Annotated in this window: 17 protein-coding genes; 10 read left to right on the forward strand and 7 right to left on the reverse strand. The window is 64.8% G+C overall.

What is annotated here, in order from left to right; translation table 11 throughout:
- Window positions 1-17: 17 nt before the first annotated feature.
- The 7 genes from tssI (QHF84_RS07270) to QHF84_RS07300 all read left to right on the forward strand — a co-directional run bounded on the left by tssI (QHF84_RS07270) (window position 18) and on the right by QHF84_RS07300 (window position 9,102).
- Window positions 18-2,102 (forward strand): type VI secretion system tip protein TssI/VgrG, encoded by a 2,085-nt coding sequence (gene tssI / locus QHF84_RS07270; RefSeq protein WP_281312455.1) that lies wholly within the window; start codon window positions 18-20, stop codon window positions 2,100-2,102.
- Between the two features lie 11 nt (window positions 2,103-2,113).
- On the forward strand, window positions 2,114-2,476 hold the full coding sequence (locus tag QHF84_RS07275; RefSeq protein ID WP_281312456.1) for a PAAR domain-containing protein: 363 nt from the start codon (window positions 2,114-2,116) through the stop codon (window positions 2,474-2,476).
- The gene (locus QHF84_RS07280; RefSeq protein ID WP_281312457.1) at window positions 2,473-3,360 is read left to right on the forward strand and encodes a DUF4123 domain-containing protein; all 888 of its coding nucleotides are present in this window, start codon (window positions 2,473-2,475) and stop codon (window positions 3,358-3,360) included. The genes QHF84_RS07275 and QHF84_RS07280 overlap by 4 nt, the downstream gene beginning before the upstream one ends.
- Window positions 3,347-5,608 carry a type VI secretion system tip protein TssI/VgrG gene (tssI, locus tag QHF84_RS07285; RefSeq protein ID WP_281312458.1) on the forward strand — a complete coding sequence of 754 codons (2,262 nt, stop codon included), beginning with the start codon at window positions 3,347-3,349 and terminating at the stop codon, window positions 5,606-5,608. Before QHF84_RS07280 ends, tssI (QHF84_RS07285) begins: the two co-directional genes overlap by 14 nt.
- Window positions 5,609-5,635: 27 nt before the next feature.
- Window positions 5,636-6,721 carry a polymorphic toxin type 44 domain-containing protein gene (locus tag QHF84_RS07290; protein WP_281312459.1) on the forward strand — a complete coding sequence of 362 codons (1,086 nt, stop codon included), beginning with the start codon at window positions 5,636-5,638 and terminating at the stop codon, window positions 6,719-6,721.
- 70 nt (window positions 6,722-6,791) lie between these two features.
- Window positions 6,792-7,685 carry a hypothetical protein gene (locus tag QHF84_RS07295; protein ID WP_281312460.1) on the forward strand — a complete coding sequence of 298 codons (894 nt, stop codon included), beginning with the start codon at window positions 6,792-6,794 and terminating at the stop codon, window positions 7,683-7,685.
- A 22-nt stretch (window positions 7,686-7,707) separates the two neighbouring features.
- On the forward strand, window positions 7,708-9,102 hold the full coding sequence (locus QHF84_RS07300; protein ID WP_281312461.1) for a hypothetical protein: 1,395 nt from the start codon (window positions 7,708-7,710) through the stop codon (window positions 9,100-9,102).
- Window positions 9,103-9,215: 113 nt separating this feature from the next.
- Here the strand turns inward: QHF84_RS07300 and QHF84_RS07305 are convergent, their stop codons facing one another.
- From QHF84_RS07305 to QHF84_RS07320, 4 genes are all read right to left on the reverse strand, one after another.
- The gene (locus QHF84_RS07305; protein WP_281312462.1) at window positions 9,216-10,163 is read right to left on the reverse strand and encodes a hypothetical protein; all 948 of its coding nucleotides are present in this window, start codon (window positions 10,161-10,163) and stop codon (window positions 9,216-9,218) included.
- A 6-nt stretch (window positions 10,164-10,169) separates the two neighbouring features.
- A complete protein-coding gene (locus tag QHF84_RS07310; RefSeq protein WP_281312463.1) occupies window positions 10,170-12,602 on the reverse strand; it encodes a DUF2169 domain-containing protein in 2,433 nt (810 codons plus the stop codon).
- Window positions 12,603-12,617: 15 nt separating this feature from the next.
- Window positions 12,618-13,913: a serine/threonine-protein kinase gene (locus tag QHF84_RS07315; protein ID WP_281312464.1), complete on the reverse strand. Its 1,296-nt coding sequence runs from the start codon at window positions 13,911-13,913 to the stop codon at window positions 12,618-12,620.
- Between the two features lie 100 nt (window positions 13,914-14,013).
- A complete protein-coding gene (locus QHF84_RS07320; RefSeq protein WP_281312465.1) occupies window positions 14,014-15,594 on the reverse strand; it encodes a serine/threonine-protein kinase in 1,581 nt (526 codons plus the stop codon).
- Window positions 15,595-15,750: 156 nt separating this feature from the next.
- Between QHF84_RS07320 and QHF84_RS07325 the strand changes: the two genes are divergently transcribed.
- The 3 genes from QHF84_RS07325 to QHF84_RS07335 all read left to right on the forward strand — a co-directional run bounded on the left by QHF84_RS07325 (window position 15,751) and on the right by QHF84_RS07335 (window position 19,629).
- Complete coding sequence (locus QHF84_RS07325; protein WP_281312466.1) at window positions 15,751-16,974, forward strand: GTPase domain-containing protein; 1,224 nt, start codon at window positions 15,751-15,753, stop codon at window positions 16,972-16,974.
- Between the two features lie 12 nt (window positions 16,975-16,986).
- The gene (locus QHF84_RS07330; RefSeq protein ID WP_281312467.1) at window positions 16,987-18,534 is read left to right on the forward strand and encodes a hypothetical protein; all 1,548 of its coding nucleotides are present in this window, start codon (window positions 16,987-16,989) and stop codon (window positions 18,532-18,534) included.
- 870 nt (window positions 18,535-19,404) lie between these two features.
- Window positions 19,405-19,629, forward strand: a complete 225-nt coding sequence (locus QHF84_RS07335; RefSeq protein WP_281312468.1) for a hypothetical protein — start codon at window positions 19,405-19,407, stop codon at window positions 19,627-19,629.
- A 5-nt stretch (window positions 19,630-19,634) separates the two neighbouring features.
- Here QHF84_RS07335 and QHF84_RS07340 read toward each other — a convergent pair whose 3' ends face one another.
- From QHF84_RS07340 to QHF84_RS07350, 3 genes are all read right to left on the reverse strand, one after another.
- Window positions 19,635-20,639, reverse strand: coding sequence for a hypothetical protein (locus tag QHF84_RS07340; RefSeq protein ID WP_281312469.1), 1,005 nt, complete (start codon window positions 20,637-20,639; stop codon window positions 19,635-19,637).
- Between the two features lie 1,231 nt (window positions 20,640-21,870).
- On the reverse strand, window positions 21,871-22,662 hold the full coding sequence (locus QHF84_RS07345) for a PEGA domain-containing protein (protein WP_281312470.1): 792 nt from the start codon (window positions 22,660-22,662) through the stop codon (window positions 21,871-21,873).
- Window positions 22,663-23,042: 380 nt separating this feature from the next.
- A complete protein-coding gene (locus QHF84_RS07350) occupies window positions 23,043-24,959 on the reverse strand; it encodes a serine/threonine-protein kinase (protein ID WP_281312471.1) in 1,917 nt (638 codons plus the stop codon).
- Window positions 24,960-25,069: the final 110 nt, after the last annotated feature.

Genomic DNA, 25,069 nt, shown 5'->3' on the forward strand with positions numbered 1-25,069 from the left:
CACGAGGTGTCGCGCGCATGCCGGTCTTGGAGTTGACGTTTGCCTGCGGAGAGAGCTCGCTGTCGGTGCGGCGCTTCTCGGTGCACGAGTCGGTGTCGGGGCTGTTCACGGTCTCCGTATGGGCGCGGTCCGAGAGCCCGAGCATCGACCTCGAGGCGATCATCGGGCAGCCGGCGTCCTTGCGGGTCGTGAGCGGATGGCTCTTCGCGCGGCTCGGCGGCGCGCGACTCTGGACGGGCATCGTGAGCTCTATCGAGCAGGTGCAGGCGGTGCAGCCTGCGTCGGGCGCGAAGGAGCTGTCGACCTATTCGCTGCGCATCGTGCCCGACCTCTGGATGCTCACGCAGCGGCGGAACTACCGCATCTTTCAGCACCTCTCGATCCCGGACATCGTCGACGAACTCCTCGATGACTGGGGTATCGAAAAGGTCTGGGAGATCGATCGCGGCAAGTACCCGAAGCTCGAGTACAAGGCGCAGTACGGCGAGAGTGATTTCGCGTTCTTCAGCCGTTTGCTCGAAGAAGCAGGAATCGGCTTCACGTTCCCGGACGACGACGCGAAAGGCTCGAAGCTGACGCTCTCCGACAAGCTCGAATCGAACACGCCGCGGCCCGGCGGGGCTCTGCCGTACGTGGACAACCCGAACCAGGAGGCCGAGAAGGAGTTCGTGTCGGGGATCCGTTTGTCCTACGGGGTACGCCCCGGGGCGCACACGATTCGCGACTACGACTTTCGCAACCCGTCGTTCGAGCTTTTCGGCGAGGCGCCGAAGGCCAAGGGGCAGGAGGCGAAGTACGAGCAGTACCATTACGAGCCCGGGGCATTCCTGGTCGAAGGTGGCAAGGGCGGCGGGACGCCGGCCGCGGACGACAAGGGGGTCGCGCGGTACGATCAAGGGTTCGGCAAGGGGCGCGCAACGCGGATGCTCGGCGGGACCCGGGTGGATAGGCGCGTCGTGTCGTTTGATACGAATACGATCGATCTCTGGCCGGGGCAGGTCTTCTCGATCGACCGGCATCCGCACGCGGACATCACGGAGTCGACGAAGCTCCTCGTGACGGAGTTTTCGGTGGAGGGGACGCCGGAGGGCGAGTGGAGCATGTCCGGACAAGCGGTCTTCACGGACGCGCCCTACAGGCCGCCGCAGCGGACGCCGAAGCCGCGCGTCGAGGGCGTGCAGAGCGCGCGGGTCGTGGGGCCGAAGGGCCAGGAGATCCACACGGACGAGTTTGGCCGGGTACGCGTGCAATTCCCCTGGGATCGCGAGGGGAAGAATGACGACAACAGCTCCTGCTGGATTCGCGTGAGCCAGGGATGGGCCGGGACGGGTTATGGAATGATCGTGATCCCGCGGATTGGGCAGGAGGTGATGGTGGGTTTCCTGGAGGGTGACCCGGACCAACCGATCATCGTGGGCCGCGTCTACAATGCGAAGCAGGCGGTGCCGTACAAGCTGCCGGAGCACAAGACGCGCAGCACGTGGAAGAGCGATTCGTCGCTCGGCTCGGACGGATTCAACGAGATCATGTTCGAGGATCTCAAGGGCCAGGAACTCGTGTACGAGCAGGCGCAGAAGAATCGGCGCAGGCTGGTGAAGAACGACGAGACGATCACGATCGGGCGCGACCGGCAGAAGCTCGTGAAGAACGACGAGTATGAAAAGACGCTCGGGTTCCTGAAGGTGTACGTCGGCAAGGATCAGGACATCGTCGTCAAGCAGAACAAGCGAGAGCGAATCGAGGGGGATTCGCATCTGCGGGTGTACGGGAAGCGCAATCAGCGGATCGAGGGGAAACAATCGCTGACGGTGAAGGGCGACCGGCACGAGCTCGTCGGGAAGAACTATGCGATCGGGGTCAACGAGGAGATCCACGTCGCGGCGGGAACGGCCATTGTCATCGAGGCGGGGAAGGACCTGACGATCAAGGGGCCGGGCGGGTTCGTGCGGATTGATCAGAGCGGGGTGACGATTCGCGGAAGGCAGGTGCGAATCAACAGCGGTGGGTCGCCGGGGAGTGGGAAGGGGTCGAGCCCGGATGAGCCGGAAGAGGCGATCGAGGCCGAGGTGGATGACGTCAGCGTGACGCTGATCGGGCAGTAGGAGGAGGAGCGATGCCGCCGGCTGCGAGGATTCTAGATCGACATACGTGCCCGCTGCACCCACCGAACGTGATCGTGACGGGAGAGGAGACGGTTGTCGTCGGGTACCAGTGGCAGGCGCGCGTCGGGGACCTGGAGGCTTGCGGCGCGTTCATCGTGATGGGCGAACCGACGGTGATCATCGGGTACAAGGACGCGGCGCGGCGGGGGGATCCGACGAGTCACGGCGGACGGATCGTTTCGGGTTGTCCGACGGTGCTGATCGGGTCGAATCCGCAGATGGAGACCCTGCGCACGGACAAACCGTTCTGCGAGGAATGCGAGCGGAAAAAGAAGGAACGCGAGGAGCGGCGGAAGAGGGGGCGGAAATCGTGACGGGGCCGCGGCTCATCGTGGAGGTTCAGTGGGGGAAACTCGCGGGCACGAAGATCGTGCTGAAGGCGGGGCAAGCGGTGCGCGTGGGGCGGATGGCGGGCGCCGATTTCGTGGTCGAGCACGATGGGGAGATGTCGCGGCTCCATTTCGAGATCGAATGGGACGGGGCGCGCGCGGTCGTGAGGGATCTCGGGAGCATCAAGGGGACGAGGCTCGGGGGAAAGGTAATCGAGGGGGAAGAGGAGATCCCGCACGGGGGGTGGATTCAGGCAGGAGAGACGGATTTCATGGTGTACGTCGAGGGGAGGACGCCGGCGCCAGAGGAGGATTTCGACGAGGAGGATCGGGAGGCGGCGCGGGCGGAGCGGAAGCGGCGGGAGGCGGCCGAGAAGGCGCTCGAGGAGCTGCGGGGGGTGGCGGGGCGGGAGAGGCTTTATGCGGTGGTGGATGCGGCGCGGGACGATCGGATTCTCGAATTGCTGAGAGAGCACGTGGAGCCGCATCGGTCGCTGTACGACGGGATCGAGGGGGAGACGCTGGAGGAGGTCGCGCCGTATCTGGTGGGGCCGATGCGGGAGGATTCGGAGCTGCTCGACAAGCTCGTCCTCGAGGGGTGGGGGAAGCGGTGGGGGATCTGGTGTACGAGTGAGGAGCGGTTTGTCGAGGTAAGGCGGCATTGGAGACGGTTTCTGATGGTGGAGCTGGAGGAATCGGGGGAGCGGGTCTATTTCAGGTTTTATGATCCGGGTGTGATGAGGGTGTTCTGGGATTCGTGCGAGGAAGGGCAGCGGGCGGAGCTGTTCGGGCGGGCGCGCTCGTGGTACCTCGAGCAAGAAGACGGGGACATCGAGCATGTGAGGAGCGGCGTCGATGGCCATTCTTGAGCTGTCCCTGGCCTCCGGCGAGCTCTCGGTGCGACGTTTCGTCGTGCGGGAGGCCGTTTCGTCGTTGTTCTCCATCTCGATCTGGGGGCGATCGCCGGATCCCAGCTTCGACCTCGGTGCGATTCTGGACCAGCCAGCGACCCTTCGGTCGGTACCGGGGTACGTGCACGTCGCGGGCTTGGGGGGGCGCACGTGGAAAGGCATTGTCGTCGATGCCGAGCAGGTCCACGCGCTTCAACCCGCAGCCGGCCAGAAGGGGTTGTCCACGTATCACGTGCGGATCGTGCCCGAGCTGTTCCGGCTTGGGCAGCGGCGGGGGAATCGTATCTTCCAGCACGTCTCCATCCCCGACATCATCGACGAACTCCTCGGCGAATGGTCGATCGAGAAGGTGTGGAAGATCGATCGGGCGAAGTACCCGAAGCTCGAATACAAGGTCCAGTACGGGGAGACCGATTATCACTTCTTCAGTCGGCTCCTGGAGGAAGCGGGGATTGCATTCACGTTCCCGGAGGATCAGGGCGGCAAGCTGACGTTCAGCGATCGGCTGGAGGCGAATCCCGTCCGGTCGGGTCAGCCGATCCGGTACGTGGATCATCCGGGGCAGTCCTCCGAGCAGGAGTACGTGACGGCCGTTCGATTCGCGCGTGGCGTGCGATCCGGCGCGTACACGATGCGCGACCATGAGTTCCGGAACCCGGATTTTGCGCTGTTCGGCGAGGCACCGCGGGCGGGTGGGTTCGAGGATCGGAACGAGCAGTACCATTTTGATCAGGGCGGGTTCCTCGTCGAAACGGGCAAGGGCGGGGGAACGCCGGTGGCCGACGACAAGGGGGTTGCGCGGCACGACGAGAAGTATGGCAAAGAGCTCGCGGAGCGGTCGCTGCATGGTGAGCGCGTGGGGGTGCGGGGGGCGTCGTTCGAGGCGAATACGTTCGACCTCGCGCCGGGCGTCATTTTCTCGATGGACCGGCATCCTCACGCGGAGCTTTCGGTGGGTCGAAAGCTGCTCGTGCTGGAGACGACGTTCGAGGGCACGGCGGAAGGCGAGTGGACGCTGTCGGGGCATGCGGTGTTCGCCGAGGTGCCGTATCGCCCGCCGCGCAGGACACCGAAGCCGGTGGTGCATGGTTTGCAGAGCGCGACGGTGGTGGGGCCGAAGGGGCAAGAGATCCACACGGACGAGTTTGGCCGGGTGCGGGTGCAATTTCCCTGGGACCGGGAGGGTAAGAAGGACGACGATAGCTCATGCTGGATCCGCGTGAATCAGGGCTGGGGTGGCATGGGGTACGGGATGATCGTGCTGCCGCGAATCGGGCAGGAGGTCCTGGTCGGGTTTGCCGAGGGGGATCCGGATCTGCCGTTCGTGATGGGGCGCGTGTACAATGCGGTGCAGCAGGTGCCGTATCGGCTGCCGGAGCACAAGACGCGTAGCACGTGGAAAAGTGATTCGTCGCTCGGGTCGGGTGGGTTCAACGAGATCATGTTCGAGGATCTCGCGAAGAAGGAGCTCGTCTGGCAGCAGGCCGAGAAGGACCGGACGCGGCTGGTCAAGAATGACGAGTTTGCGACGGTGGTGCATGACCGGCAGAAACTCGTGAAGAGGAACGAGCAGGAGCATACGGACGGGTTTCGGAAGCGGTGGGTGGGGAAGGATGCGGATGGGGTCACGAAGAAGAAGAAGCGGGAGCGGATCGATGTCGATGTGAGCCTCGATGTGAAGGGGGACCGGGGCGAGCAGATCGACGGGAAGCAATCGCTGACGGTGGTGGACGAGCGGCAGGAGGTCGTCGAGGGGGCGTATGCGCTGCGGGTGGGGAAGGAGGCGCATTACCTCGCGGGGGAGGAGTACGTGGGCGAGGCGGGGGAGGCGTTCACGCTGAAAGGGCCCGGGGGGTTTTTGCAGTTCGATGGGAGCGGGGTGACGATTCAGGGGACGGTGGTGAGGATCAATGTCTCCGGGAGGCCGGGGAAGGGGAAGGGGAGTAAGCCGGAGAAACCCGAGCAACCGGACATTAACACGGAATCCTATGACGGCTGTTTTGTGATCACAGACTTGAACTCGGATGAGCCAATCGCAGCCCAGCGTTATCGAATCACTCGTGAGGACGGGAACGTGATCGAGGGACGGACGGACGCCGAAGGCCATACCTCACTCGTGGCGACGAATGGTCCCGAAAAGTTGGAGCTCGAATTGTTGCCCGATGAGGAGGAACAGTTCTTCCTCCGGGCCAAGGACGGTCCCTGAAACTTCATCATCCTGTACGAATGCGCCATGTCAGGCAAACGAACAGCAAAGAAAGCAGCGGCGGCGAAGACCACACCCACAACACAGAAGGAGCCCATTTTCAGGGTGCGCGCAAATGGGGCAAGTATCGCAATCAATCTACAAGCACCGTGGCGCGCACCGTTCATCCGGTACCACATCACAATTCCGTCGACGACCATTTGTGCCCGATTTTACTTCGAGCCTCCCACGAAACCAATCACGAAACAAAGGACGTTTAATCGCACTAGCAAACCAACGCAGATCAAAATTACGCTTTCCCCTCGGGGGGCTGTCAAGCTTCTAAAAATTGAGATCTGGGCAGAACCATATGGCTATGCAGCGCTCCTGGACGGGCGCAATGGTACATCAGCACTTGGCAGGCTGACTTTCGAGCAGCCAGCACTCGCATACAACAAGCCAACCCACCTGGTTTGCGATGTGCATGTTTTGGCGAGTGTGGTGGCCTTCATCGTCGACGAAATGAACCGGAACAAAAAGCATCCAGACGTCACCGCCTGCAGAAGAGATCTCCAGGAGGCCGCGCGGATCGAGAAGGAATTCGAAGTAACCCGGCGCCAGATGGACAAACTCGTCGCCGAGGGGCACCCGTGGGCTGCCAAGGCGGTGGCAATGGGCGCGGTGCAACCCCTAACAAATGCGGCCGCTCTACGAGATGACGCCAAGCGCCGCTTCGGAAAGAAGGTGCATACAAACGCTGGATTCACTGGGTTCCTGATGGATGTTTACTTTATTGGCGGCGGCGAATGGGACCACAAGCCGATTATTGAACCGACTTGGGGAGCTAAAAATCGTCTTGGCAATTCCGAGCAGTACTACTTCTACGACCTGTGGTCGAACATTCATTACGGATACGTGGGCCGCGCAGCGGGTTTCTCTGCTAACGTGCTACATGAAGGGGCAAATTGGCAACAAATGGCAGACAGTGGAACCAAGGACGAGAACGTCGACTACGCCTCCGTGCAGGCCGGCTTCGACCTCTATGTTGAGGGGAAGGATGTGACTGTCGAAGAGGTGCTAGCGATACTGAGATTGCATCCGGAGTGGACATACGTGAACCGGTGGCCCAAATGAAGTTGCGTGCAACATTCCATTGGCTTGGTGTGTTCTGCATCGGACTGCTGAAGCTTTAAAGGAGAAACTGGTGCGACTGGCTCAACGGCAACTGGAGTGGCTACTCCGTACGCGCGATGTAGCCGGATGCGCAGTCATTGGCTTCCTGCGCACACATCAGTCCCATTTAATCAAAGGGATCCCGCCGACGAGTTTGCAAATCATGGTGCGCGCTTGCGTTTCTAGCGCGTGCGAACGACATGACCTCTACATGCCGGATGACCTCTTGGCGTACGCGGCGCTGACCTTCGAATTCTTTCCAGGGTTTGATGACCACCCATCTATCCGTGAATGGCTTCTGATGCGCGATAGAAGGCTCGACCCTTGCTTCGAGCAACTCATCTCCGAATTGCAGGAGGAGGTATGGGCAGAGTTCGACATGCCCGAAGGTGGATGGTCCAACATCGCTTCGCGTGCGGCCAGTGAGCAGATGGAGGCCAACAAGTTGCTTTACGCGGCGGCGAGTTGCTCGCAACCTGCAGCAAGGGCGAAGCGTAGGGTGTACCAGACCAAGAAGGCGGCTAGAAGGGCGCTGCTCCAGGAGTGCCAGTTGGGGGAGGAGACGTTCTTCGAGTTAGCGCTGCCTGTGATCCAAGCTGATGGTTTCGGCAGCATCGGTTATCCTCCGCCAGACGGATTACTGACGTTGTCTTCTCGCGGAGGCTACGAGAGTTGCATCGACGTCTCCTCTGGGGTCACAACAAGTGACCAGTATTGCTCGTTTCGGTTCTACGACATCGAGGAGTCACATCAGTCAGACTTGTTCACGGCCACACTCACGTGGCTTGGCGGAACGCAGATCCTCTTCGAGGAAAAGCGAGTCTTCAGTTATGTCGAGGAGGCGCGACATGCGGACAACCACATCGCATTGTATGGCGAGCCGCCTCGAGATGATGAGGACTCAGACGAATGCGTGATCACCTGATCACCCAGTGAGGGAGGCTGCCGTGACCATTCGTGAAGCACTAATGCGCGTCCTAGTCAAGGATGGTGATCAGCCGCGCTTGCTCGCCGGAGACGAACTCATCTTGGAAGACCTAAATGCCGGTGCGATCACTCCGGAGCAACCTTACGCAGTAGGCACAGGCGCGGTCTACCGACTGAAGACCACCGATCTCAAGCTGTCCATACGTATTAAAAAACGAGCGGAGCTCGTTCAGTGGTTCGAGGCGGAAGCCCCCGCCGAGCGCCCAAAGCTGACGCCTTACTGGCCTGGAACGGATTCGGAACCTAATGCAAACAAGAAACGCAAAGGTTATCTGCTCGAATGCATGGACATCCTGCGGGGTGCAGGAGGACAGGATGATTTGCGTTCTCCGAGCGTGTTCAACGTCACTGTGAACGTGGAACCCACGAGGGAGTTGGTGGCAGCCATCGGAACCGATTACTGGGAGGGTGCTACGGGTTCTCATCCACACCGATCCAACCTAGATTTCTTTCGGCATTCGAGAACATTCGCAAGCCACTTGTACGCGAACAAGACCGTGCCCGCCAGCTCTCCCTTCACAATGCTCGATTGCCAGCATGGAATCGTAGACGTATGGATGCTCGCTCGGTCGAAAGGGTGGAAGGCTCAGTTGCGTACAGCGCAGAAAGCCCCTGCCCCCTCCTGGCCAAGCGCTGCTGAGTATGTCCAATGGCGGGATGGTATCAAATCCCACTCGGATGCATCAGCGTACGTCGGGGCCGCAGATATCTACTCGTACCTGTCAAAGGTAGGCGTCGAACGCCCTGGGACTGTTGCAAATTTTAGCGTTTTTAGTCATGCCTGGGCTGGTGGTCCCATTTTATTCAACACCTTCAACCGCAACAATGGTAGTCTTATGCGTGATCCAGCGGACCTCGATATGAGGCTCATAGATTTTCGAGCGCCCAACACCAGCGATTGGTCGTCAATGCCGCAAGCGTTTGCGTCAAATGCTACCGCAAACATATGGGGATGCTTTGCGACGAAAACCTGGGGCGAAATGGTGGTTTACCTGGCTCGGACGAAACCAACGACATCGGAGCCATTTCGATGGCATAATCAACAGACTGGTTCTGAGGAGCTGCTCACGCGGGCTGAAGTCGTCGACAAGCTGAAGAACTGGGGCATCAATAATTCGTACATGAAGTTGCTTGCACAGTACATCAACCGCGTGGTCTACGGCGGGCCGCCAGGTTACGGGTCCGAGAATATGGAATACGATATGGTTCCTGCATTGGCTCCGAGGCTGAAGCAACTCGTCCACGGCACCATTTTGGTCGTGCCCCCGGGGCGAAGTTTGCGGCGCGTTTACGAGAGTTCTGAACTGGGCTCTCAGGTGTTCAACGAATTTGGCTACATGCGGTATGACCCATGAATTGCTCTCACGCCAGAGTTGTTTGGGTACTCGACGGTGCTCTGAGAGCAATTGCCGCAGGCGCATCGGCCAGCGTTATCAGACATCATGGGATCCACCGCGGCCCTCTCGGCCTATTCCCACCCCCACCCCACCTTCCTCAACCTCGCCACCAGCTCCCCCGTCAACCTCCCCCTCACCACCCCGCGATACGCCTCCCCCTTCACCGGATCCCGCCACCGCCGCCCGCCCCCGTCCTCCATCGTCGCGCTCACCCCTGCAAATTGCGTCAACCACAGCATGGTGGTCCCCGTCTCGTGTGCCCACGTCTCTCGCGACTTCCTTCCCCCTTTCATCCCCACCTTCCCCGGCTGATACGTCCCGCCCTTCGACATCGGGTGCATCTCGTTTTGGATCACTGCTCCGAACCCCCCGGGCACCGCATTCCCTCGCAGTAGGTCCAGCAGCATCAGATTGATCCCCCACGTCCGATGGTTCCTTGCGGCCTCCGATACACACATCGCAACCGCGAGCCTTGCCATCTCCGGCGGCGTCCCGAGCAGCGGCTCGCCCTGCAAGAACCCGATGAGCACCCCCGTCTTGTCCTTGCAGCCAGACGAACTTTCGTACATGGCCTTGTACGTATCCCCACCAGCGCGATACTTCCCGGCGTCCGACTCATCCGTCGAAGCCACGATGTGCGCGTAATAATCCGGCGGCCCGACCCGCACGATCCACGAACCCACCTGGAAAAACTTCTCCCGCCCCGTCTCCCCGAGCGCGATCAGCTCTTGGATCCATTCCCCCGCGCAGGCCGGCTTCTGCACCAAGATCTCCACCGGCCTCGACCCATCATGCCCGCGGCTCAGGGAGAACCCGCGCACATACGTCGTCCGTCCCCCCGTGCCCGGCGACGAAAACACAGCCTCCGTCGCGCTCTCCAGCATCGTATGCACATCCCAGCGCGACAGCAGCACCTCGTGGTGCTCGCCATGCCGAACCCGGATGAACCGCTCCACCCCAGCATCGGCCCATGCCTGCCACCGCTCGAGACTCTCGATCCTTTCCAGGTGCGTTTCCATCGCAGCTCAGCCCCTTCCCGGCGTCTGCATTCCGCCAACCCTGGCCACCCCCACCACCTTCACCGCCCGCGCCCCCGCCTCATACTGATCCTGCGCCGGCCAAACCTCCCCGATCACCCTCCCCCGCCACCGCCTCCACATCGGCACCTTCTTCCCCACCTCCTCCGGCAAATACCCCACGATCGCCCCCTTCTCCCCCGGCAACCAAATCAAACACCGCAAGAACCTCCCACCGAACACCTCTCTCTTCTGGTAATGCCTCCCCCCGAGCAGCACCCTCTCCATCTGCTGCTCCAAATAATCCGCCGGCAACCCCTTCTTCTCCCGCGAAAACGCATCCCGTATCCGCGTCGTCAACCCCTCGCACACCGCCGGTGCCGCCGATAACCCCGGCATCTGCACGAAATCCTTCGCCACCCCTACCGCCGCCTTCAGCCCCTCGTCCGCCGCCGTCACCAGCGGCGCCGCCGTCGACATCGCGGCCTTGAGCGCCTCCAGCTCGTCGAACGGCATTTCAATCTCCCCCGCGAGCAGCACCATCGGCGGGACAAACTTCCCGTCCTCCCCGATCGCGCTCTCCAGCGCCTCCTCCACACCCTTGACGTCGACCCGCGGCGCCTTGGCGAGGACATGAAAAACCTCTTGCCGATCCTCGATCTCCCACGGCTCGCGCGCGGCATCCACGATTTCGACCTCGCGCGATCGCGGGCTCCGCTCGATCTCCTCGAATACCTTCTTCCACGCCGGCACCCGCCGCATCCGCGCGATGCTCTCCGGGTCGTACCAGAGGAGCTGCAACATCTCTCGCGCCGGTTCGACCCCGAGCGCCTCGCTCTCCGTGATCGCCGGCCGCAAATCCCGCTTCGGTACGCTCCACGGCGCCGCGCCGGCCGCCGCATTCGACGCGGCCAGCGCGCCCTCCTGGCTCGCGCGATCCACACTCGGCGTCGCAATCGCCGCCACAGCCGCCGCTGCAGCTGCCGCGGCCGATCCAATCGTCTCCCGCGACGGCGCCGCCGTACCCGGCGCGCCCGAGGCCCACGCGCTCTCCGCCGTCGCGCGCGGAGCCGCCACCGGCGGGGGCGGCGGAACATACGCCGGAGGCGCAATCGCCGGCGCGCTCGGGGCCGGCGTCGCTGCCTTCCTCGCCATGGGCGGAAGCATCGTTTGGTCCCCGGCCACCGGCACCGCCGCGACCTCCACCGCCCGAAGCGCGGCCATGCCTCCCAGCTGACCGAACGGCAATGCCGCATCCCCCGGCTTCGGAGCAGGCGACCCCGTCCCGCGCTGCCGTTCGCCTCCCAAAAACGGCATTACCGGCCCCGCTGCCTTCGCCCCGAACGCCGGCACCAGCGTCATCGCCGCGAGATCCTCCCCCTCGTCCCCGTCGCCTGCCGTCAGCGCCGTCGGCGGAATCGTCTCCAGCAAATCCTCCTCGATCTCCGCCGCGCCTGCCGCCCCCTGGGCTCCCGCTTCCTCCATCCGCACCGCAATCCGCCCCGCCTCGTCCGCGCTGCGCAGCCCGATCCTTCCCCGCCAAACCACGCAGCACATCCCGCGGTCCGTGTCAATCCACAATGTATCCGCGACGAGCTGCACTTCCTCCCGCTCCCCCGTCGCTCGAACCACCACCACGCTCGGCCGCACCCCCGGCAAACTCGTCACCACCCGCGCATGCTCCGGGTGCAACCCTTCCAGCACGATCCGCTCGTTCGGCCGGATCTCCGTCACCTGTTGATCCGGCGGCGCTGCCTGGAAATACCCCGGATCCATTCCCTCCGGCAGCGGCCGCGTCTCCCACCCCGCCGGCGAAAATGTCCCCGCCAAACGCCCCAGCCGCTGCTTCCGCGCCGGCCACGCCGCGCCCACCGGCCCGTATCCCACCGGGGAAAACGTATCCGATCGTTTGGATACAAACATCCCCGGCGGCTGCAAGTTTGGAATCGGCACCATGCCATACGCATCCGGCGCCGCGTCGAACCTCATCCCCGCCGGATTGTTCGTCTCCGGCCCGCCCGCCGCTCGCTCCCATCGGAGCGGCATCTTCGAAAACCGCGGCCCTTCCAGCAATTGACCGTCCTGCACGCGGAACCCTCGATCGCACCATACCTCGATCGATTTATCGAGTGCCCCCACGACGAGCCGCGTCATCATCGACCGCACCGGCTGTTTCCCCGGCGCATACGCGTGCCCCACGAGCATCACGTCGGCGCGTGGCTTGTACGGCACCTTGTCGCTCGGTGTGACCACGCTCCGCGCCGGATCGCCGTTCCAGAATTCGTCCTCCTCGTGCACTGGCTCCTGCTCCGGCGCGAGCTTGCATTCGCCCGGCTCTACCACGAAAGTAGCCTTGACAATCACCGTCAGCGCATGCGCTCCGGTATGTGCCTGCCAGGCGAACGTCGACGCGCGAAGGGGACAGAGACAAACGAGGTCCATGGCTCTTCTCCGATCCTACTTCTTCTTTGCGACCTGCGCCTTCGGTGCTTCGTGTCGTTCGTCCGCGCGCGTCGCCTCCTCGAAACACCGCGGCCGCTGCGTCGCCGCGAGCTCCGCCGTGACGCTCGCGATGCCCCGCTCGGCCGTGGCTCGTTCGGGGGCCGGTCTCTGCATCCGATCGCCCACCATCACCGCCACCAGGATCAGCGACGTGATCCCTCCCAGCATGCCGAGCGTTTGCGAACCCATTCGCATCGTCGCCGCGGCCGTTGTCGTCGATGCCGCCTGCGAGCGCACCATCGCCGCCGCCGTCGAACCCTCGGGACGCGACGGCACGGTCTCGGGGATCCACGACGCGCCGTCGCTCCCGTACCATGGCTGCGTGATTCGTGGCTCCGGCGCGGGCCAGGCACGGCGCGCGCGCATCGATTCCACCCGCGGCCACGGCGGCATCCCGCGCCGCGTCTTGCATGCTTGGAGCGCGAGATGAAGATCGAGCCGGTCGGAGACGCCCGTGGCCTTCGCGATCCGTTGCTCGCGATCATGCTCCAGGCAATAGGCGACCAGGTCGTCGAGCTCGGGGTCGACGTGCATCACGTAATCCGAGACGCGTGGCGTCGGACGTGGCCGCAGTCCATGGTTTTCCTTCAGCTCGAGCGGATAGGCCGGACGCACGCCCGTCAGCGTCTCGAAGAGCACGACGCCGAGCGACCACACGTCCGTGCGCGCATCCACGTCGTGCGGCGACGCGAGCTGCTCGGGACTCATGTACGCCGGGGTCCCGACGACGCCATTGCGCTCCGTCACCAGGGTGTCGTCGGCGTCGAGCTCCTTGGCGACGCCGAAATCGAGGAGCTTGACGACGAACCCCTCGGTCCCGGGCTCTTGGTGCAAGAAGACGTTCGACGGCTTGAGGTCGCGGTGAATGATGTTCCTCGCATGCGCGGCCGCGAGCGCGCGCGCGATGTCGCGACCGATCCGCGCGGCCTCCGGCCCGTCGAGGCGCCTCGTCCTGCGCAGCCGATCGGCGAGCGTCTCGCCGTGCAGGAGCTGCATCACGATGTACGGCTCGCCCACCTCGGTCTCGCCCGCGTCGTACACCTCCACGACGTTGCGATGCGCGATGACACCACAAAAGCGCGCCTCTCGACGAAGTCGATGCCGGTGGCTCTCGGAGGGCACGCGGAGGACCTTCACCGCGACGCGACGGGAAGTCGCGATGTGCTCGGCCTCCCACACGATGCCCATGGCGCCCTCTCCGAGCGGGCGTAACAAGCGATATCGGCCTCCGAGGCGGCTCCCGGCAATCATGCACAGGGCGCTAGCAGTGTTTTCTTGAAAAGGACAAGTTCGTAGCAAGGCTGAACACGGAGCGGGCTCGCATCCATATGCAGACGATCGGCGGGCTCGCTCAGAGTCCCGACGGCGAGAACTTGCGCGGGTTCGACGTTCCCACCGGCTTCGACACGTTCCTGCACTTCACCCTGAGCGTCAGCGTGCATGGCGGGAGCGGCGTGTAGGTCGGCGTCGGCGCGGGCTTCGCGGACGCGACCGCGGGCGTCGAAGCGGACGGCGGAGGCGCGACCGTGAGCGCAGGCATCGCCATCGCGAGAGGTTCCTGCGTCGCTGGGGGCGCGGGCGGAGGCGGCGGCGGTTGCGCGGGGGGCGTGGGCTCGAGCCGCCCCGCTTGTTTCGCGCTTGCCGCTTCGGGGGCGGCCGCGACGGAAGGCTCTGCCGTGGGCGCGGCAGGCTCGCTCCCGGGCAATCCAATCACGGTGGCGAGCACGACCAGCGCGAGCATCGCCGCCGCGCCGAGCCCAAACGAGAGCAAGAGGATCGCGCGTCCCTGCCTGCGTCGATGGAGCGTCGTGCTGCTTGTCGCCGGCTCTTCGCGCACCGTCGGCGGAGCCGTGGCCTCCGCGACGGGCAAGGGGATGCCGGCCGTCAGGGTCGAGCTTCGCCGGTGCGCCGAGAGCGACTCCTGCATCTCGCGTCGCCACGGCGGCAGCGGGTCGGGCGCAGGCGCGTCCTTCTGCAAGAACGCGGTCCCGTCGGGCGTCGCGTCGGACGCCGTGACGAGCGGCGAGGATGGTTGCGGGGGCCGCTCGACGGAGAGGCTCGCGCTCGACGGGGCCCTCCAGATTCGGCTCGACTCCACGAGCGGAGTGAGGAGCGCGACGAGCTCGGCGGCGCTCCCGATACGTTTGTCGCGGTCTCGTTCGAGGCACCGCATCACGACGTCCTCGAGCTCCTCGGGCACGTCGCGCACGCGCGCGGAGATCGGGGGAATGGGCGCGATGAGGACCTGCCGCACCACGTCCTGCACGGACCCCGTGAACGGACGAACGCCCGCGAGCAGCTCGTAAAGCAAGATCCCGAGCGACCAGAGGTCCGTCCGATGATCGACGTCCGCGCGCAGCGCGACCTGCTCGGGGCTCATGTACCCGGGCGAGCCGACCACCATCCCGGTCAAAGTCGCCTGCGTCTCCTCGCCGGGGCCGAGGTTTTTCGCGATGCCGAAATCGAGGACCTTCACGACGAACGCGCCTTCGGCCGCGCCGGCCTCGTGGTGGAGGAAGACGTTCGCGGGCTTGAGATCCCGGTGCATGATCTTCGCCTGATGCGCCGCTTCGAGCGCGTTCGCGATGTCGCGGGCGATTCGCGCGGCGACCTGCGGCTCGATGCGCCGCTTGTGCCTCAGCATGTCGGCGAGCGAGTCGCCGTGGAGGAGCTCGAGCGCGAGGAACGGCTCGCCGTCGTCGGTCTCGCCCGCGTCGAGCAGGCGCACGATGTTCGGGTGCGACAAGCGCGACGAGAGCCGTACCTCGCGCAAGAAGCGCTGCCGGAGCTCGGGCGTCGACTTCGAGAGCAACTTGAGGGCGACCTGGCGGTGCGCACCGATCTCCTCCGCGGCCCAGACCATGCCCATCGAGCCCGCGCCGATGGCCCGGACGAGGCGATACTTCTTCCCGATCGTGCTTCCAGCTTTCATCGTTGGCCCGGACAGATGCGCCGGCAATGTCGCCGATGCCGAGCATGGTAGCGTACCAGTCGATCCGTGTAACGATAAGCGCTAAGATTTCTTGCCCGCTACCATGTCTGCGTGATCTGATGCCACGAGCCAAACCATGTCGACGACGAGGGGCGAATGACGACGGTCTTCATCATCATCGGGATCATCATCACGGCGCTGGTCGTCGTCCTGATCGTCCTCGGCATGCGTGCGTCGAAGCTCACGGAGGAGCTCGAAGCGGCCGAGATGAAGCATCAATCGCTCGCCGCGGCGAACCGCGAGCTCCAGGCGCAGGTCACGACGCTCGGCGCCGAGAACCAGAAGAAGATCGGCTGGCTCGACCACATGGAGGAGGAGCTCAACTGGCACAAGGGCGAGCTCGAGAAGCGGCCGAAGCTCGAGCGCAAGATCTATCGGATCCTGACGCTCGGCATGAAGGCAACGGGCAAGAGCTCGCTCACGCTGAAGTGGTCGAACCCGCTCGTGGATCTCGGCACGATCGAGGGGACGAAGATCGAGCGGTACGAGCGCACCGTGAGCCACGTGCGGAACAAGGACACGCTCGTCGAGCACGTGTTCGAGGTGCACGACTGGGGCGGCGAGCACATCGTGGACGCGCAGCAGGAGCTCATCATCGAGGAGATCCACGGGCTCTTGATGGTCGTCGACCTCGGCGGCAAGGACGCGCAGCAGGTCGACACGCACCGCATCGGCGAGCAGCTCAACGAGTTCAACCCGCAGGCGCTGAAGTACTTCTTCAGCCCGAAGACGGTGGCGTCGTGCAAGAGCGTGGTGCTCTTCATCAACAAGAGTGATCTCATCCCGGGCTCACCCGCGCAGGCGGAGGCGCAGGCGAAGGCGCTCTACGCGCCGCTCATCGACAGCCTGCGGCAATACGCGACGCAGATCGACGTGAAGGTGCTCGTCGGCTCCGCGAGCTACGGGCACTCGACGCACGTCTTGTTCTCGCACTTCGTCGAGCAGATCCTGCCGAAGTCCGCTTATGACAACCAGCTCCTGCAGCGCATGAAGTCGGAGTTCCGGTCGCGGGCGTCGACGATCACGCCGGGGATGAACGGGCCGACGTCGCAATCGCAGCCGGGGTTCCCCCCGCCGCAGATCCCGCACGCGCAGCCGCCGTCGAATGGGCACCAGCAAATGCCGACGCCGCAGCATTACGGGCAGGCTGCGCAGCACGCGCCCGCGCCGCAGGCGCCGGTCCCCCCGAGCTTCGGGCCGCGGCCGGGGTTCGCGCCGCCGAACAAGGTAACGATGAGGATGCCGGACGCGTCGAACCCGATGGAAGCCACGGCGCCGCTCCTGAATCGACAGCCGCCGCCCATGCCGCGGAAGGGTTGAGCGGAGGGGGACATGGACGAGACGCACGTCGTTTCAGCGGGATACGAGGTCCCGACCTACAAGGTACCCTACGGGACGGCCTGGTTCCATTTCCTTCACGGGAACGTGCCGGGGCATCAGATCGACTTCATCTACCGGCCCGAGGTGCCGCAGGAGCCGCTGACGCGGCAGCATTTCAGTCACCTCTCGCGGCTGGTGAAGTACATCGAGCCGCGGCACGGGAGTGCGTACGCATTCGCGATCGGGAACCTGTCACGCGACGACACGCAATACGAGCCGGGGCACGGGGGGCTCGCGCTGATCTTCGGGCTTCGTATCAAGGGGGCGAAGGATCACGCGGGGAGGCAGGACCCGCCGTTTTGCCATTCCGCGGCGATCATCGACCGGCACCTGGACGGGGAGGCGATTTACGGGACGGCAGTGCAGTTTTACCAGAAGCTCCTGCCGGACGAGGAGTCGCAGGCGGAGGGGAGCGGCTGGTATCACACGTACGTGCAGCACGCGCAGAATCCGGATGCGTTGCTGCCGCTGCTCAAGGGGTATCTGGCGGATTTCGAGGATTTGCATACGCCGGGGCCAAGCGGTTTGTCGTTCCGGTGGACGGTGGAGAACTCGACGCCGCCGAAGCGGGTGGTGATCGTGTATCCGGACCGCGTGGATTTCGCGACGCTGGCGTATTGCATGGCGCGGATCGCGAACGTGCTCGTGGAGTCGGACATCAAGTGGACGGCGATCTCGAACGGGCGCGAGCAGGATGTGGTGGGAGGTCTGACGGTGCGGTTCGTGCCGCGCCGGGAGGCGACGGCGGAGCCCGCGGACGTGGTCTTGATGTACCTGGAGCAGGTGCCGGAGGATCCGGCGGAGATCGCGGCGCAGCTTTTCAATGCGCACGTGGTGCGCCCATCGCAGATACTGGACCTGCGGCGGATGGACTGGCGGGACATCCACGCGCAGCAGGCGAAGGGGAATGGGGCCGGGGCGGCGGGTACGGCGACGGCGACGGGGAGCAATGGGGTCGGTTCGGTGAGACCGGGGCCCACGTCGGAGAGGGCGCGGCCGTGGGCACAGTCGGCGGAGGTGCCGGGGGCGGCGGAGGACCCGGCGGGGAAGACGGCGGGGCTCGGCGGGTTGGTTCAGGTGGTGGAGAGGGCGGAGGCGGCGCCGGGGTTGGGGTTACCGCAGGTGGATCTGGCGGCGGAGCTGAAGAAGAAGCAGCGGCGGCAGCAGTTTACGACGTTGATTGGGGTGGGGGTGTTGATTGCGGTGATGGGGGTGATTGCGGCGGTGTGGATTGGGTCGGCGCCGGAGGTGCCGGTGGAGGAGCCGGGGAGCGCGGGGAGTGCGGCGCCGATGGTAGCGACGGGGAAGCCGGTGGGGACGACGGCACCGGCCGCGACGCCGAGCGTGCAGATGCAGGATGCCCCGCCGACCGTGGGTGTGCAGCCGGCAGGGGGCCCGGTGACGGCGAGTCCGACAATCACGCCGAAGGCGCCGGCGACGGGGGGGCCGGTGAAGAAGCCGGGAACGAAGAAGAATACGCCGTTCGGGGGGACGTTGTGAGTATGCCGAAGCTTATTTGCAAAGCTTGTCCGCTGCGCAGACCGTAATCTCGCAATCGGTGTTGTCTACACAGGGCTCGCCGCTGACGCTCACGTCGCATTTTCCCTGTTGGCAAGCACCGCTCATGCAATCGTCATTGGTCGTGCATGTGGTGCCAGCACGCGCCTTGCATCCTAAACCGAGCGTGCATACCTTGGGAGCCTCACAGGTGTCAGGCAGTCCCACCGCAACGTCAATGCACTTACCGGTGCCAGCCTCGCACGTCTTGCAGTCCGCGCTGCAAGGACTTCCGCAGCAAACCTGATCCACACACGGGAACCCGTCGCCGCAATTCGAGCTGCTGTCGCCGCAACTCTGGCCCAGCCCACACCCCTTGCACGGCCCCCCCGGCAAACACGTCGCACACGCCCCACCGCAATCGACATCCGTCTCGTCACCGTCCTTCGCCCCGTTGCTGCAGCTCGTACATGTCGGCGCGCCATCCGAATCGAAGCAAATCTCGCCAGAGGCGCACCCAGCGCTCGTTCCAACGACGCACGCAACACAACTTCCAGCTTGATCACACACGCCCTCCATCCCGCCCACCAACGTGCACGCGGACCCCACGTTGGCGGTCTCCACGCTCGGGGCGCCCATCGTGCACTTGCCGACCTTGCAAATGGAACCCGCAGGAGGAATGGGCACGTCGAGATAGTTTGGCTGGTTCGTCGTTGTACCAGCCGACACGCAGACCCGGTCCTGGCAGTCTCCCTGGGCCTGAAGCTCGGCGGGTAGCAGCTCACCGGGCTCGCAATCGATTGCGCACTGGCCGTTCGCGCAAATTCCCTCGTAGTTCGTCACCGCGCACGGGGTGCCATCGGGTACGACCGTGTGCATCACGACACCATCGTCACAAGTATCCACGGTGCAAGCGTTGCCATCATCGGCTTCGAGCTTGCACTCCCCTTCGCGCGCGATGACCTCGCCGACATCCGCGCCACACCCGCCGGCCGGCAAGAGGAGGCTCGTGCCCAGCGCGATGAGGCCCATCGACGCCGCACCCAGGGAAGCTTGCTTCAACCACGCGACACGCGACATGGCTCGACCTTTTCGTGATTGGTTCAGTATGTCCCGGTGACGACGAGTCCGCCCAGCGACGGCAGGACCCTTATCGTGGCGGAGCGGTTCTCCTTGCCGAACAAGTCGGGCTTCAAGAACAGAACGAGTGTTCCTGCCGTCGCAAGGCCTCCGACGACATAACCAGCGATGGCCACGTTCCAGTAGGTATCACGGTCCTCCGCATGCTCCAGGAGGGTCGCGCAACGTGGATCCGAGAGGCCGGCGCAGATACGCTGGCCCTGGAGGGTCGCAGCCTGCAGACGCGCTGCTTCGTCCTCCATCTGCCCATTTTTCACTGCGGCGGCTGCCGAAAATCCGACCCCGAGCCCGACGCTCACGAGGGAGAGCCCCGCGCCGGCCCACATCGCCGTGGTCCGCCACGCGGGGCCTTCTGCCTTCGACGAGGCCCCGGTGCCCGGCTGGAGCTCGATCCGCAGCTCTACCGGCGTTGTTTGCCCTTCGATCAGCGTCACCGTTTGCTTCGATGTCGCGGCACCGGGGGCCGTGACGATGACCTCGTGCGAGCCGGGGTTCATCTTGCGCGGCTCCCCGAGCTCCGACCATGGAATCGTTTGGCTATCCACCGTCGCCTCGATGTCGCGCAGAGGCAGCCCCGAGACGCGAAGGATGAGCGATGGAATGCGCTCATCGAGCGCCTCGAGTGCCTCCTTCGCCTGGTTACGCGCGGTTGTGAACGCCGCGGGCTCGCCAGGCATGGCGGGCATTTGCGTGACCTCGAGGACGGCCGCGCGCGCCTCGACGAGCTGACCGAGTTCCGCGTGCGCCTTGGCGAGATCGAGCCCCGTGGTGGGGACGTGCATGATGGCGTGGGCCTTCTGGAAGAACTCGAGCGCGCCCTTGGCATCGCCGGCCTCGAGCTTCCTGCGGCCCTCGACGAGGAGTGTGCGGGCGGCGACGCGGTCGGCTTCGGAGGGAGCGGCTTGGGCGGGGGTGGTGGCGAAGAGGGTGGCGGCGAGGAGAAGGAGGGAGGCCCAGCGGCACCGCATCGCGGACCTGCCGGAAGCGTGGCGCGGCATGCGAGGATGCGGGGTCATTGGCAGAGGTGGTTTGCGTTGCAGGTCTTGCCTGCCACACAATCGTTGCTGTCGACACAAGGTTCGCCCGTGGCGCTCTTCTGGCAGGTCTTGGGCATTCCTGAGCATTCGCCGCTCATGCAATCGCCGCCGGTTCCGCAGGTCGCGCCTGCGCGTGCCTTGCAGCCCGAGCCCGTTGTGCACACCTTGGGCGCCTCGCAGACGTCGGGCAAACCAACGGCGACATCTACGCACTTCCCTGTGCCAGCCTCACACTGCTTGCAGTCTGCGCCGCAGGAGCTCTCACAACAGACTTGATCGACACAGGAAAAACCGGCACAGTTTTCGCTGCTATCTACACATGTCTGTCCCAACCCACACTTCTTGCACGGACCTGGCAAACAGTTCGCACAGGCCCCCCCGCAATCAACATCCGTCTCGTCCCCGTCTTTCGTCCCGTTGCCGCAACTCGTACACGTCGGCGTGCCATCCAAGCTGAAGCAGAACTCCCCCGCGGGGCACCCAGTGCCAGTTCCCTCCACGCAGACGACGCAATTTCCAGCCGCATCGCATACCCCCGGCATTCCACCTGCTTGCATGCAATCGGTTCCAATGGCAGTTCCCACGCTCGGAGAGCCCATCGTGCATTGCCCACTCTGACACACCGAACCCGCAGGAGGAATGGGAACATCCAGATCGTTGACCATCGTCCCCGTCGGTTCCCCCTCCTCTGTGCAAGTCAGATCCTGACAGTCGCCCTGCGTCTGCTTCTCGGGGGGCAAAGCCTTTCCTGTCTGGATGGCGCCCAGGCACTTCGAATTCGAACACGTGAACGTGACGCAGTCCGTATCCAGCGTGCAATCCATGCGACTCTGGCACGGGCATTCCCCCTTGAGCATATCGCACTCGAACTGACACTGCCCTGCTTGGCAAGTCCCCTTATTCATTCCCTGCGAGCAGTCTTGCCCATCGGGGACGTTCGGATGCTGGGACGCACCAGTTTCGCAATAGTCTTCCGTACAGGGATTGTCGTCACTCGGGCAATTGCCCTTTTCGCCGCTCGCGTCGTCGAGCGTGAGACTCACGCAACCATCGTCGGAGACCGCGCCTGCGAGGACGAATGCCATCGCGGCCATGCCCAGCGATACGAACGAACCAACCTTCCGATGCGATGACATGGTCCTCTCCTCCAGCGATGCCAATCTCAGAACGTTCCGGAGACGACGAGCCCACCGAGCGCGGGCGCAACCGTCACGGAGGGGACCGGCTTCTGGGCATCCGCCGTTTTCTTGGGCCCGGTGACGAGCAATGTGATCACACCAACCGTTGCGAGCCCACCCACGACGTACCCCGCGATCGATGCGCCGAAAAACGCATCACGCGTTTCCAGGATGCCTCGCAGGTCCGAGCAACGAGTGTCCGTCGGCCCCTCAGGACATATCGTTTGATCGCTGGCTGTCCTGTTCTTCAAGCGAGCCACCTCGGCCAGAGCCTCGTCATTCTTCGTGGCAACTCCGACCGAAAATCCAACGCCCGCGGCCAGCCCCACCACCGCCAGCCCAATCCCCCCATAAATCGCCGGCTTCCTCCACGCCGGCTCCGTCTCCGGGGTCGCCTTGCCCTTCTCCACCGGCCCCATCACCCCGACGGACCCTGTCCCCGCCTTCGGACCCTCGAACCGCAAATCCACGTCGAGCTTCGACCCCGCCCCAAGCCCCACCTTCTGGCTCACGGGCGTTTTTCCGGCCAACCTCGCCTCGACCGTGTAGTTCCCCGGCTCCACGAAAATCAACCCCTCGAGCGGCGACGTCCCCACGCTCCTGTCGCCGACGAACACCTCCGCCCCGACGACGTCCACGTTCACCCGTAGCATCCCGATCTTGGCGGTCGCCTCGTCGAGCACCTCCTGCACCGCCTCGCGTGCCTCCGCGTCGGCCTCCTTGTCTTCCCGCAGGAAGTACTCGAGGTGCTCCGCCGCCTCACGCGCCTTGCCCACCTTCAGCTCCGCGCGCCCGAGGTTCGCCGCGATCTTCGGCCTCGGATCCAGCTTGAACGCTTCCTCGAACAGCGATCGCGCCTTCTCCCATTGTTTCAGATCCGCCGCCTTCGACCCCTCCGCGTAAAGCCGCTTGACTTTGTCGGCATCCGGCGGCTGCGCCGCCCCCGCCGGAGGCGCAGCTGGTGCGCTCGGGGCCGGTGCCTTCGATGTCGTCAAACCTTGTCCAAACGCAGGCGTGGCCACCAGCAGGACCGTCGTAATCAGCGTCGTCCTCAGCATGATTCGCCGTTCGTCATGTGCTCCGCGTTGCGATTGTTCCGCAGTTGCGCAGGGTTCACAAGTGCCTTGCTGACCAAGCCCACGTGGACGACCGACAGCTACTTGCACTTCCTGAACAAGCCCACACCCGTACACGTTTTTGTTGTCGCCGCTGGCTTGGCGGCCGTCGCCGGCGGCTTGGGAGGAAGGGCCGTTGGCTTCTGCGTTACGACAGGAGGAGGCGGCGGCGCGGGCATCAGAGGAGGCTGGGTCACCGCGGGCGGCGCCTCCGCTGTCGCGCTCGTCGCTACCTTGGCGCTCGCTGCCACCACTGGCTCCGGCGGCACTTCCCCCGGGGGGCTCGCCTCCGCCGCCACGGGAGCCCTCGGTAGCTCCGGCGCCCTCGTCGGTTCCGCGTTGCTCCCCGCGGGCTTCGCCTCTGGCACGCTCGGTGGCTGCCCTGTCGCAGCGGGCTCCCTTGCGCTCATCACGAGCAACCCAACCACCCCGATCGCCGCAACCACCCCCGCTCCCATCACCCCGAACAGCACACCCTTCCCACGCTTGCGCCTCCCCGCCGCCGGCTCCATCACCGGCATCGGCGGCGCCGGGTATCCACCCGTCGCGTGCGCGAGCGCCCCCGCCGCCGACGTCGTCCCCGCATGATCCACGCGTCCCCCAAGCGTCGCCTGGATCTCTGGCGTAAGCATCTGCGTCTGCCCGTTCGCCGCCTGCTCCGGCACGACCCCTTCCAGCACCGCGTAGGATTGCCGATGCGCCGCGAGAGCTTGGTGCATCTCCTCCTTCCACGCGGGCGCGGGAGACGCGATGGGCTGGTTCGGCTGCAGTAGTTGCGTCCCCGTCGACGCGTCCTCCCCGCGCGCTGCCGGCGGCGCGCCCCGCCGCATGCCCATCAGCATCCGACCCTGCAATGGCAGCGTCGCCGCGAGATCGCTGTCGTCGTCCGCCTCCGTCGTCGAGCTCATCGCCGCGCGGGAAGCTGCGCCAGGCAGCGGCGCGGTCACGTCCATCGGCGTGAACGTCGGCGTACGCTGCGGGCCCGCGGACTGCGGAATCGGCTGATCCACACCCGTGAACGTCGGCTTTCGTTGCGGGCCCGTCTGCTGAGGGATGGGCTGGTCCACGCCCGTGAACGTCGCCTTGCGCGTCATCGGCCGCGGCATCCCCGCGATCGCGAGGAGCGTGCGCGAAAGCTCGTCCGTGCTCGGGAAGCGCGCGTCACGCTTCGCCGCCGTGCAGCGCGCGACGACCTCGTCGAGTTCCGTCGGCACGTCGCGTACCTTCGCTGAAGGCGGCGGCACGGGCGTGATGAGGATGTGCCGGATCACGTCCTGCACCGAGCCCGTGAAGGGACGGCTCCCCGTGAGCATCTCGTAGAGCACGATCCCGAGCGACCAGATGTCTGTGCGGTGGTCGAGATCCTTGCGCATGCCCACTTGCTCGGGACTCATGTACGCGGGCGACCCCACGGCCGTGCCTGTCTGCGTCGCGACGCTGTCGACCGAGTCGAGGTTCTTGCACACGCCGAAGTCGAGGATCTTCGAGACGAACGTGTCCTCCGGCATGCCCTGCTCACGGTGGAGGAAGATGTTCGCGGGCTTGAGATCACGATGGATGACGTGCGCGGCGTGCGCGATCGCGAGCCCACTCGCGACCTCTCCCGCGATGCGCGCCGCGATCGCAGGCTCGATGCGGCGCTTCTCCTTGAGCAGATCGGCGAGGGTTTGGCCCTGCAAGAGCTCGAGCACGAGGAACGGCTCGCCCTGCGGCGTCTCGCCCACGTCGAAGATCTGGACGATGTTGCGATGCTGCAGCTTCCCGCACGCCCGCGCCTCGCGCAGGAGGCGCTGGCGCAGGTCGTTCGTCAGGTGCTCCTTCTGCTGCGGCAAGATCAGCTTGAGCGCGACCTTGCGGTTCGTGGCGCGATCGAACGCCGCCCACACGGCGCCCATCGCGCCCTTGCCGATCTCCTGTTCGAGCCGGTACTTGCCGCCGAGGAGGTCGCCCGATTTCATGGTCCCGCAAGCATTCCATGGAAGCGAGCAGCGCCACAAGAATTTTGTTTGCCGCCGTGCTCCGCTCACGAACTATCGTGAGTCGTCTGGTACTTCCGACACGATGCTGC

It is taken from the genome of Polyangium sp. y55x31, assembly GCF_029946505.1.
GTDB lineage: Bacteria > Myxococcota_A > Polyangia > Polyangiales > Polyangiaceae > Polyangium.

Bases quoted from the DNA above. Each gene is read 5' to 3' on its own strand.
- tssI (WP_281312455.1), top strand. From the start codon at position 18: ATGCCGGTCTTGGAGTTGACGTTTGCCTGCGGAGAGAGCTCGCTGTCG.
- QHF84_RS07275 (WP_281312456.1), top strand. From the start codon at position 2,114: ATGCCGCCGGCTGCGAGGATTCTAGATCGACATACGTGCCCGCTGCAC.
- tssI (WP_281312458.1), top strand. From the start codon at position 3,347: ATGGCCATTCTTGAGCTGTCCCTGGCCTCCGGCGAGCTCTCGGTGCGA.
- QHF84_RS07290 (WP_281312459.1), top strand. From the start codon at position 5,636: ATGTCAGGCAAACGAACAGCAAAGAAAGCAGCGGCGGCGAAGACCACA.
- QHF84_RS07305 (WP_281312462.1), bottom strand. From the start codon at position 10,163: ATGGAAACGCACCTGGAAAGGATCGAGAGTCTCGAGCGGTGGCAGGCA.
- QHF84_RS07310 (WP_281312463.1), bottom strand. From the start codon at position 12,602: ATGGACCTCGTTTGTCTCTGTCCCCTTCGCGCGTCGACGTTCGCCTGG.
- QHF84_RS07315 (WP_281312464.1), bottom strand. From the start codon at position 13,913: ATGATTGCCGGGAGCCGCCTCGGAGGCCGATATCGCTTGTTACGCCCG.
- QHF84_RS07320 (WP_281312465.1), bottom strand. From the start codon at position 15,594: ATGAAAGCTGGAAGCACGATCGGGAAGAAGTATCGCCTCGTCCGGGCC.
- QHF84_RS07325 (WP_281312466.1), top strand. From the start codon at position 15,751: ATGACGACGGTCTTCATCATCATCGGGATCATCATCACGGCGCTGGTC.
- QHF84_RS07330 (WP_281312467.1), top strand. From the start codon at position 16,987: ATGGACGAGACGCACGTCGTTTCAGCGGGATACGAGGTCCCGACCTAC.
- QHF84_RS07340 (WP_281312469.1), bottom strand. From the start codon at position 20,639: ATGCGGTGCCGCTGGGCCTCCCTCCTTCTCCTCGCCGCCACCCTCTTC.
- QHF84_RS07350 (WP_281312471.1), bottom strand. From the start codon at position 24,959: ATGAAATCGGGCGACCTCCTCGGCGGCAAGTACCGGCTCGAACAGGAG.